The organism is Oceanihabitans sp. 2_MG-2023 (genome assembly GCF_030547245.1).
In the GTDB taxonomy this organism is placed as follows: Bacteria; Bacteroidota; Bacteroidia; order Flavobacteriales; family Flavobacteriaceae; genus Oceanihabitans.
The window spans coordinates 1-2066 of the sequence record NZ_JAUOQT010000020.1 but is presented as its reverse complement, the minus strand read 5'-3'; the positions used below and the strand labels follow the sequence as shown (position 1 = coordinate 2066).

General features: G+C 30.4%; 2 protein-coding genes. Both read right to left on the bottom strand.

Annotated elements, in window-relative coordinates; translation table 11 throughout:
* Window positions 1-383: 383 nt before the first annotated feature.
* On the bottom strand, window positions 384-908 hold the full coding sequence (locus tag Q4512_RS16335) for a hypothetical protein (protein ID WP_303426455.1): 525 nt from the start codon (window positions 906-908) through the stop codon (window positions 384-386).
* Between the two features lie 386 nt (window positions 909-1294).
* Window positions 1295-1966: a hypothetical protein gene (locus tag Q4512_RS16330; protein WP_303426454.1), complete on the bottom strand. Its 672-nt coding sequence runs from the start codon at window positions 1964-1966 to the stop codon at window positions 1295-1297.
* Between the last annotated feature and the right edge of the window lie 100 nt (window positions 1967-2066).

Here is a 2066-nt window from a genome sequence, read left to right as displayed (position 1 = left end):
GAAAAAACTCGAAATATTCAATGTTTAGTTTTCCGTTAAATATGGAATTCGATTTTCCGAGTTGTTTTTGGTAACGTGTTTGTGTAAGGAAAGTTGCGAATAAAATCGCGAGAACTTTCCGATTTATAAATGTAGTAAATTAGAAAAGATGGAACAAAGGAAAAGTACAAAAGCAGCAATTTTATTTACACGATGTTGTAAACTGGCACATTATCTTTTGCTACAGACTTTGTGATTGAATAAAGCCAGAAAATTACGGCTTGAGTGAAATCCGATAACACTTAAGTGTGTTTTAATTCGGTTTTAAGCACGAGTGATGTCAGAAATGAGTAGAAGGAGGGGTATTTATTTTTTAGGCTCAAGTAAGGCTTGTTTACAACAGATCAATTATTACAAGTTGCTAGTATAAATTTCAGATTGCCATGTTCAAAAGATTCTAACATAGCTTTATGTTTTTTTCGATTACTCTCACCTAAAAATTGAAAATCTTTATTGGGAGTAGAATACAAGAGTTGTAAGTCTCTTTTAGATTTAGAAAAATTAAGATGCCATACCAGTTTTTCTAATTTCACACGTACTTGAATAACCGAATCTGAAGGAAAACCACTATACTTACCATATATATAAGTTCCATTATAATCTTCATTTAACTTTTCTATTGATTCTATAAAAAGCTCTTTATAATCAATATCAATATTTCTAAAGGTATATCCTTCTTTGTAATTTCCTCTTTTTTCACTCTTGTATACATTGCTTTCATCGTCCCAAATAAAATATATTGTTTTTTTGCAATCTACTTGCGATGATAATTTTTTAATTTCTTTATGAGATTTGCAACTTAATAGACTAAGTAAAACTATTATTAACGATGAACATAACTTAATACTTAATAAATTCTTTTTAAACATTTTTTTATAACAGTTAAAGTGAATGATGCCATTTTTTTATTGGAAACAAATATAATCCTTCATTCAATAGATTGCTAAATTTTTGAATAGATACTGATTTGCCTTCATAGGTCAATTATGTACAACGCTTCTGTACATAATGTTTAAAATTATGTAGCCTTACTTCAGGCCGAGTAAGGCTTGTTTACAACGTTAAGTATAAGAAATCGTAGGGCAGGTGATAAGCACTATCGTTTCGGTTTATTACTTAGCTAAATATAAATATTTTGCTTTTACCTTTTCTTCTCCAAACGCTAAATTTTATATTTAGCGGACTTTGTAAACAAACACAGACCTTTTGATTAAGCCACAAACGCCCTATGTTTTTTATACACTGTTATGTGCAGTTAAATTAGGTCAATCAAAGTAGAGGCTTTTTCCATTAGTACAGGGATATTATCAGTTAGTCCTTTCTCAATTAATTTTCCAGCCATTTTTCCCGACCAATTCATAATGCGTTTACCAATTCCTGTTTTAGTTTCAGTTTTATTGACTTGTGGACTTAATATCTGTTTTAAGTCCAATAAATCTTCTTCTTCAATACCTAATTCACCAATTTGACTTAATGTATTATTTATCCTTTCGGAATTTTGAAGAGCTTGATTTTCATTACCAATTTGAACTGTAACATTGGAACCATCTCTCGCATTAATTGAAATATTTTCTGGAATTACTTGTTCTATTATATTAGCATCTCCATCTTCTAATATTACATATTTCTGGGCTTTGCGAATTTCATTTTCGATTGTTTCAAAATGTCTTGGACTATACATTGAAGCTCCAACATCAAGTAAACTCATACTAGATGCAACTCCAGGTCTAGGCAATTTGACTTCAAGTAAATCACTATAAAGTTCAGGGTTATGCTCAATTAAAACTGTTCTAACGTAATTGTAATCGTTCCATATAGCTTGAATTTCAGGCGCATCCGCAGAAACTCCAAAAAAAGCTTGAGCTTTAAATTTTTCCAAATTTTCAGAAACAAGTTCCAATACTACTTTCGCTTTTTTAACTTTCATAAGGTGTTTTTATAATTGCACATAACGAGTTTGTGTATGGAAAGTTGCGTTTTTGTTAGCGAGGAATTTCCGAAGGAAATTCAGAAGTAACAAAAGTGCA